The 7,867-nt window shown below is 60.5% G+C and carries 7 protein-coding genes, 1 tRNA gene and 2 pseudogenes; 2 read left to right on the top strand and 8 right to left on the bottom strand.

The features are described from left to right. Positions 1–312, bottom strand: a pseudogene (locus AC5E6N_RS21540) (mandelate racemase/muconate lactonizing enzyme family protein); the annotation flags it as partial. A gap of 229 nt (positions 313–541) precedes the next feature. On the opposite strand from AC5E6N_RS21540, the gene pdxR reads away from it, so the two are divergent. Together pdxR and AC5E6N_RS21530 are read left to right on the top strand one after the other, a co-directional pair. Next, entirely contained in the window at positions 542–2,050 is a 1,509-nt protein-coding gene (gene pdxR, locus AC5E6N_RS21535; protein ID WP_491749738.1) for a MocR-like pyridoxine biosynthesis transcription factor PdxR, read from the top strand. Positions 2,051–2,211: 161 nt separating this feature from the next. Beyond that, positions 2,212–3,843: a GMC family oxidoreductase gene (locus AC5E6N_RS21530; RefSeq protein WP_491749737.1), complete on the top strand. Its 1,632-nt coding sequence runs from the start codon at positions 2,212–2,214 to the stop codon at positions 3,841–3,843. 513 nt (positions 3,844–4,356) lie between these two features. Here the strand turns inward: AC5E6N_RS21530 and AC5E6N_RS21525 are convergent. From AC5E6N_RS21525 to AC5E6N_RS21495, 7 genes and pseudogenes are all read right to left on the bottom strand, one after another. Next, a complete protein-coding gene (locus tag AC5E6N_RS21525; protein WP_491749736.1) occupies positions 4,357–4,851 on the bottom strand; it encodes a hypothetical protein in 495 nt (164 codons plus the stop codon). Then, positions 4,848–5,789: a ParA family protein gene (locus AC5E6N_RS21520; RefSeq protein WP_491749735.1), complete on the bottom strand. Its 942-nt coding sequence runs from the start codon at positions 5,787–5,789 to the stop codon at positions 4,848–4,850. Before AC5E6N_RS21520 ends, AC5E6N_RS21525 begins: the two co-directional genes overlap by 4 nt. A gap of 71 nt (positions 5,790–5,860) precedes the next feature. Further along, a complete protein-coding gene (locus AC5E6N_RS21515) occupies positions 5,861–6,091 on the bottom strand; it encodes a hypothetical protein (RefSeq protein ID WP_491749734.1) in 231 nt (76 codons plus the stop codon). Positions 6,092–6,137: 46 nt separating this feature from the next. Further along, on the bottom strand, positions 6,138–6,467 hold the full coding sequence (locus AC5E6N_RS21510) for a hypothetical protein (RefSeq protein WP_491749733.1): 330 nt from the start codon (positions 6,465–6,467) through the stop codon (positions 6,138–6,140). Positions 6,468–6,514: 47 nt separating this feature from the next. Then, positions 6,515–6,811: a hypothetical protein gene (locus AC5E6N_RS21505; protein ID WP_491749732.1), complete on the bottom strand. Its 297-nt coding sequence runs from the start codon at positions 6,809–6,811 to the stop codon at positions 6,515–6,517. 429 nt (positions 6,812–7,240) lie between these two features. Continuing rightward, positions 7,241–7,316: transfer RNA gene (locus AC5E6N_RS21500), tRNA-Thr, on the bottom strand. Between the two features lie 137 nt (positions 7,317–7,453). Continuing rightward, positions 7,454–7,867 (bottom strand): annotated as a pseudogene (locus tag AC5E6N_RS21495) (hypothetical protein); the annotation flags it as partial.

Below are 7,867 nucleotides of genomic sequence, written 5' to 3'. Positions count from 1 at the left end.
CAGTTCGCAAACGCTCCTGCCTTCAGCCTTGCCCCGCAGGTCCCACAATGCGGTATCGAGACCGGCGATGGCGCGGCGCAGGTAGGAGCCCGGAAACTTGTGCTCGCGTTCGACGATGACATCGGTCAGTTCGCCGATAGCGGCGATACTCGAGCCGAGGGACCACGGCGCCACCTGGCGGTGCAGGATCAGGGAGGTGATGTCCGCATTATAGGTCGAGACCTGACCCCAGCCCTGCCGGCCGCTTTCATCGGTAACCCTGACGAAGCCGACGAATTTCGTACAGAAAGTCTCGATACTCTTGATTTTCATCGACTGATTTTCGTCGTCTGATCTTTAGTTGGCTGATTTTTGCCTGCTGGTTCTTGCGGGCGCGCAACCCGGCCGACCGGAGCGGGATGCGATATGGCCGCATCGCCCTTCCGAGGATTGAACATCGACACATCTTGAACTGAAACGGTCCCTTGATAAGATCCATTCTGAACAATTTCGAGTACCACCCGGAGACGACGGGATATCCCCGTCAGGAGTGCGCGATACCATGGTTAAGCAGACGGGCGGCGCGTTACTGCTCTCCCTTGCGATCAATCGCACCGCTCCCGTTACGATCAGCAATCAGCTGTATTACGCCTTGCGCGACATGATCCATTCTGGGGGAGTCCGGCCGGGCGAACGGCTTCCCTCAAGCCGGACCCTGGCCAGGGACCTGGATATTTCCAGAACGACCGTCATCACCGTTTTCGACCGGTTGATTTCCGAAGGCCTGGTGGAGTCTCATACCGGAGCCGGCACATATGTCGGCGAGGCCCTGAACGCGGCAAGGCCGGCGGCGCCCGACCGAGTATCTCCCGGACAACCGCCTCGGGCCGCGTTCAGGCCCCGCCTTTCGCGCGTAACTTCCAAGGCGTCGAAGGCGTTCGCCGACCGTTTGCCCCATAAGGTCGGGGCCTTCGCGACCGCGCTGCCGGCGTTCGATGCCTTCCCCCGCGCCGTATGGGCGCGTCTGGCGAATAAGCACTGGCGTTCGCAGCCTGGGATTTCCATGGAATACGGGGACCCGCGCGGCTATTTCCCCCTGCGTCAGGCCATTGCCTCGCATCTGCTGTCCAACCGGGGCATCCGCTGCGAACCCGAACAGGTGTTCGTGGTCGGCGGCGCGCAACAGGCCTTTCAACTGATCGGCATGGTGCTCCTCGACCCCGGCGACCCGGTCTGGTTCGAGAATCCCGGCGCCATAGGAGCGCGTAACAGTCTCGCCGCATGCGGAGCCGGTCTGGTTCCGGTTCCTGTCGATGAGGACGGCCTGGTGGTTGAAAGAGGCCTGGAACAGGCGCCGGACTTCCGGCTCGCCTTCGTGACGCCATCGCATCAGCAGCCGCTTGGCGCCTCGATGAGCCTCGACCGCCGTTTCGCGCTGCTCCGGGCTGCCGAAGACGCCAACGCGTTCATAATCGAGGACGATTACGACGGCGAATTCCATTATCGCGGGCGCCCGCCGCCCACTTTGAAAAGTATCGATATGACCGGCCGCGTCATCTATGTCGGCACATTCAGTAAAACGCTGTTTCCCGCGCTCCGGCTCGGTTTTATCCTCGCGCCGCCGTGCCTGACCGAATTATTCAACCGGATTTCAAAGGATCTTCTTCAAGGGGCTTCATCGAGCCTGCAAGCGATCGTCGCCGACTTCATGCGCAACGGTCACTTCGCTACCCATATCCGCCGCATGCGGACTCTCTACGAGGAGCGCCATCAGGTGCTCTGCGACGCCGCGCAGCGCCGCCTGAAGGGGGTACTGGATGTCGTGCCGACCAATACGGGACTCCATACGATCGGCCTGCTGCCCCGGAACATTCCCGAGACCGAAGCGGCGACGCTCGCCGGGAAAAAGGGGATAACGGTCACGCCAATCAGCCGCTTCGCCATGGCGCCGCCGGAGCAGAGGGGCCTAGTCCTGGGGTTCAGCGGCATCAAACCGGCCGAGATCGCCGCCGGGATCGATACCCTCGCGCAAGTGCTTGCGGGGCTTGACCGGCGGAACGATCCGGCATGAACGGCATGACCGCATCGCGCGGCGGAATTGGTATGCTTCGATTTCCGAAGCGGACCTACATTCCGAGCCGCCGGGATGCTGAATTCCGTCTTTCCGGATTCAGGCGCGCGGACGCGCCGTCCGAACCCCGGTGCATGGATATGAGGCAGTAAAGACGCGGCATGGCCGAGGAATACGATTTCATTATCGTCGGCGCCGGTTCGGCGGGATGCGTTCTCGCGAACAGGCTGACAGGCGCCGGAAAATATAGGGTGCTCCTGCTGGAGGCGGGAGGAAACGACCGCCGGTTCTGGCTGAAAGTGCCGCTTGGATACGGTAAGTCCTTTTACGACAGCCGCGTCAACTGGATGTATATGACGGAACCGGTGGCGGGTGCGGCGAGCCGGGAAATCTACTGGCCGCGCGGCAAGGTGCTTGGCGGATCAAGCTCCATCAATGCGATGATCTACATCCGCGGACAGCCGGAAGACTACGAGGACTGGCTGGCGGCGGGCAATCCGGGATGGGGGTGGCGGGATATCCGCCCAGTTTTCGAGAGTCTGGAGGACTATGGCGGAACCTCCGGCCAGGCGTCCGGCGGCAACGGCCCGCTCCATATCGATATGTCCTCGAATGGCCTTCATCCGCTGTGCGGGGCGTTCCTACAGGCCTGTGAGGAAGCCGGCCTGCGCAGAAACGGCGATTTCAACGGCGTTACCCAGGAGGGGGCCGGCATATACGGCATTACCGTGAAGAACGGTATGCGCATGTCCGCGTCCCGCGCCTATTTGCGCCCGGCCCTGCGCCGTGCGCGCCTTCACGTCGAGACACACGCCCACGCGACCCGTATCCTGTTCGAGGGGCGCAAGGCGGCCGGCGTCGAGTATGTGAAAGGCGGAGAGCCCCGGTTGGCCCGAGCCGGAAAGGAGATCATTCTGTCGGCCGGCGCGATCAATTCGCCGCAACTGCTGCTGCTGTCCGGCATCGGCCCGGCCGCCGAACTGTCGGCCGCCGGCATGGCTGTCGTTCTCGACAGCCCGGCCGTGGGCCGCAATCTACAGGACCACTACGGGATCGAGCATATCTACCGGTCCACCCGGCCGACGCTGAATAACGAACTCCATGCCTGGCCGGGCAGGATCCGGGCCGGCCTGAAGTACCTGTCTTCACGGCGCGGGCCGCTGGCGCGGAACATCAACCATGCGGGCGGGTTTTTCCGCACGCGGCCCGACCTGACGCGCCCGAACATGCAACTGTATTTCTCGCCGCTCACCTATCGGAAAGCGCCGCCAGGGACGCGGCCGCTGTTGAACCCCGATCCCTATCCGGGTTTCAATATCGCCATATCCCAGTGCCATCCGACCAGCACCGGGCATGTCCGCCTGAACTCATCCGATCCGATGGTACCCCCGGCAATCCAGCCGAATTATCTGGCGACACGGCACGATCGCGACGAACTCCTGGACGGGGTGAAATTCCTCAGGAAACTGTCGGCAACGCCGACAATGAAGCACCTGATCAGCGAAGAACTTTATCCGGGAGACGCCGTAACGGACGATGCCACACTCATGGACCATATCCGCGAGGCCGGAGACACCATATATCATCCCGCCAGCACCTGCCGGATGGGACCGGATCGGAAATCGAATGTCATCGACGCCAGACTGAGAGTGCATGGCCTGGACGGTATTCGCGTCGCGGACGCTTCCGTTTTTCCGACCATGCCGTCGGACAAAATCAACGGACCGGCGATCATGGTCGGCGAGAAGGCCAGCAGGATCATCCTGGAAGAGATATCGGAGCGCGGGATGTAGAAAGGCACGGTGCCGGCGACGGCGAGCATGCGCGCCGCACGGCATACGCGAAAAGCGCAACCGCGCCGAGGCGGAACGCCGCAGGGCCACGGGAACGCCGCGCGAGAAAACAGGCGGAAAAAGCGCGCCGTTGGCCATGGTCGCACCTGCTCGGTGTCAAAGAATCTTTCGCCCATTTGTTTAGGGTTGGTGTCTTGGACCCGCTCGTCGTCGATCTGGATGACGTTCGACAAACCCTTGGTGCTATCCTCTCCCATGGTGGCTCCTGGCTCCTCCGTTGGTTCGACTGTCTGGCGACTTCAAGCCTGAAGGGATGCAGGGCCACCAACCCTAAACAAATGGGCGAAAGATTTTGTACGTTATCGATGTGCGTTGAAGTGAAGCGGCTGAGCCGATAGCGGGCGGCGGGGGTAGGACTTATTGGCGTAAGCATTCCCCTGCCGTACCTTATAAGAGCCCGGCCCTGGCTATGGCTATGGCTGTGGCCGGGTTGTTCTTTGCCTGGACGGCGGCCTATGAAGGTCGCTGACTGCCGCTGCGTTGAGCTTCCCGAGATATGCTGCTCAAGGACTCCTCATTGCGCACAGCCGATTTTATCGTATCGAGAACTTGTTCGGTGGTCAGGTGCATCATCCTGGACCGGGAAATTGCAAATCGTTCCACTCCGAGTTCCATCAAGTCAGATTTCTTGATATCCGGGGACAATATCTTCTTAACCTCTTCCAGTTCGAGGTCCTTCAACCGGCTCAAGTCGGGAAACGGCGACCGCTTGGGGGGGGCGCTTAACCCCGCCACCGCCTCGCTGAACTTCATGCCACCTTTTCGGCGGCCCAAGGCTGATGCGAGTTCGGCAAGGGCCTCACTCAAGGCCGGGTTGCCGGTTATAGGGTCATGGTAAAATTTGGCCAGTCGCTTCAGGAAGCGTGAAACCTCACTGACCGAGAGTTCCCGACTCTGTCCTTTGTCCCGAGGTGATGAAGTCTGACTATGGTCACGATCCTTGCTCAAAGGGCATCAATCCTCTTCTTCAGTTCAGCCGTGAGGTCCCGGTAAGTCGTGTGGAAGCCCTGACCACCGACGTTCTGGGTATTGCCCCTGTCGTACACAGGCACACCTTCCGCTAGTGCCTCTGAAACTCCGACACCCTGTTTCACGTAAGGTTCTATCAGTTTATTGCCCCATTGTCTTTGTAGAGAGCCTAGGTGCTGGGTGTGGTCATTGGTGTAGCCCGAGTCGCCCCTGTGCGGCGTGATCCGCGTAATGACCAATCCGACAAGCGCGGTGTCAGGCACATGCATTGGACGCGGGGTGACTTTTACCGCCGCGTAGTCCTTCAGCTCAGCGTCAATTCGGGCTTTCACCATCGCGTCAAGGTGAGGCGCACCGCGTTCCATGACCGCTTCCGGCACAACCGGGACAACGTAGCCGTGGCTGGCGGCAATCGCGTTCTGTGAGACGATTTTCGTGGCGGGCGGGCAGTCGAAGAGGATGTAGTCATATTTTTCGTCAGTCCCGGTTTCTTCGATCCAACGGCACAACAGCGTGCGCTTGTCCCACTCGGATTGGATCGCGTTGCCATGGTGTGAAGCCGTCAGTTTAATCTCAACATCGTCAAGCTCAAGACTGGCTGGAACCAAGTCAAGGTTCTGGTAGGTCTGGTAGATTCTGCGGTTCAGCGGGTTTTTGATGATGATTTCCTGCCCTGGCATTGTGCTGTCTCTTATGAAGGGCTTGATTATCTCTGTCGTCGTCCGGTTGTTCACAACAGCGCCTTCCCAATCAGGACCACCGAGACAGACAATCGACAGGCTGCTTTGGTGATCCATGTCTACCAGCAAAACACGACAAGGGTTGTGGTATCGCACCAGACCCGCGGCGAACAGGAATGAGAGCGTCGTCTTGCCGACCCCACCCTTGAAATTGATTATGCTGATGCGCTTGGCCATTCACACCTACCGTTCCACTGTGGGATACTTTACCCCACATCACCGGGCGCGGGGGCTTGCTCTTCGTTCTGCTAGCCGGCCTTCAGCATCCGTGCTCCCGACGTGTAGCCCCAAAACTGCGGGCCGGGCACGTTTGATTCGGCCTCACCCCCGGATATCACTTGGCGTTCATGCTGTGAGGCATAGGCCGCCCCTTCGAATATCTTAACCGCCTCGTCTTCATCCGTAGCCGATATCAGATAGGTTCGCGACGGCTCCGTATCGTCCGCCTTGTCGTATGCTCGGATGCTGTACAGCCGCATGGCCCATCTCTCACGTCGTGCGTGGCCTGGAAATAGTTGGCCGATATTACGACCTCGGGTCATCATACTGCCGTCGCTGAATCCCTTCAAGCAAATAGCTAATCAAGAGACACAGACCGTTGTTCTCGACACCGAACTTCCTGTAAGCACTAACAGCGTTCAGTAAGTCTTGCCACTCGGCAATCAAATCGTTCTGTTTGTTCCGATCGTAAATGCTGAGATCAATATCGTTGCCAAGCCGCTTCTTGAGGAAGTTGAATATTGAGCCATCCTCGATAGAGTCTGCGACTTCCTTGAACGTAAGATCAGCGTACTTCCCTGTGTCCAACGCTGCGTTCAGGTAGAACGCCAAGACCGTCAAATCCGTGATTTGCATTCAATCTCCCTTCGCGGGAAGGCGGCGCTCAGCCGTCACCCTTGGCATTAGAAGGCCCGCGCCGTGCCCTGACTTCTTGCGCCCACCTCAAGCCGATAGAAACCGGCTTTCCAGCCGTGTTCCGCCGCTTCCGATCCGTCAACTTCGCAGACGACGTGCCGATAGTCCACGACCCCGGCAACCCGAGAAGTCTGACCACCAAAGCGTGGCGTCTTGTCGAGGCCTGACAGCCATTGGCTCTTGGCCAAGCCAAGTTGATCAACGCAGGAGTCGAGCGGCAGTTTATAGGCGGAACCGCCCCGAGTGGGGTCCGGCCCATCCTTGACGAACCACGCTTTGCTCATGCCTTACCCTCCAAAGACAAAATGGCCTTCGCGCACCAAACGCCAGGACTACTATAAATTGCGGTGCGAAATTCGCGAGCCCCAACATCTATTTATATGTTCACGTTTTATCCTCATTGACTCCCGATACAAGCGGAGGCGCGTTTCGCAGCGTGGCGTCCGTCGCCACTTCACCCCGATCTTGGTACGTTGCCTGATACGCGGCGGGCAACCAGCCCGAGAACCGTCAGACAGGGCAAGAAGCCCGGACCAAAGCCTGTGAAGGTCAAACCTCACAAGAGGTCCAACCCGAAAAGCTGCTAATTAGTTTGCCCTAGTTAGCAGCAGGCGGCGGGCACCACGCCCCGATTCCCCGAGTAGAATCTTTTCGGAATCCGCTGTCCAGAGACATTTCTGATGCCGCTATGCGTGGGCTTGAGGCCAGGGGAATGGTGCCGCCTGCGTGACTCGAACACGCGACCCCAGCATTACGAATGCTGTGCTCTACCAACTGAGCTAAGGCGGCTTACCGGCGTGGGGCCGTTTACGGATTGCGTTGCCCCGCGGATCCCGCGACGGGCGCATTCCACGACTAGCCGACGACACGGACACTAGTCCAGGCGCAAGACGCCGTCAACGACGGCCACGCCCCGCGACAGAACGTCAATTCGATGCGGCCAATGCCTTGCGATCGTTGCCAGTGGCCGGTATCGGAACGGTGCCGTCGCCCGCCGCGCTCGCGTCTTTCGCGTCTTCCCGGGCCACCGCGGCCGCCGACTCGCCGACCGCCGACTCGCCGGCCGCGGGAAGGGGCAGCGGCGATCGTCCGGGCAGGCGCCGCGGCGACGCCCAGACCAGGCTGTCGAAGGCATCGCAGGCCGCGCAGCGCGGCGACCAGGCTTCGGCCGAGGCGTTGCAAACGCCGCAGCACCAGACCGGCGCCGGCTCGGCATCGCGCGCCGTCATCAGCCAGGCGCGCGCGCGTTCCCCATCGCCATGCTCCGTCTCTTCCAGGCGGGCCATGAGCTGACAGGCGCGGCCGTCCGGCGGGCCGCCGGACGGCCGCTCGACCAGCGG

It is taken from the genome of Hoeflea sp., assembly GCF_984452065.1.
This window is presented reverse-complemented; position numbering and strand designations above follow the sequence as displayed.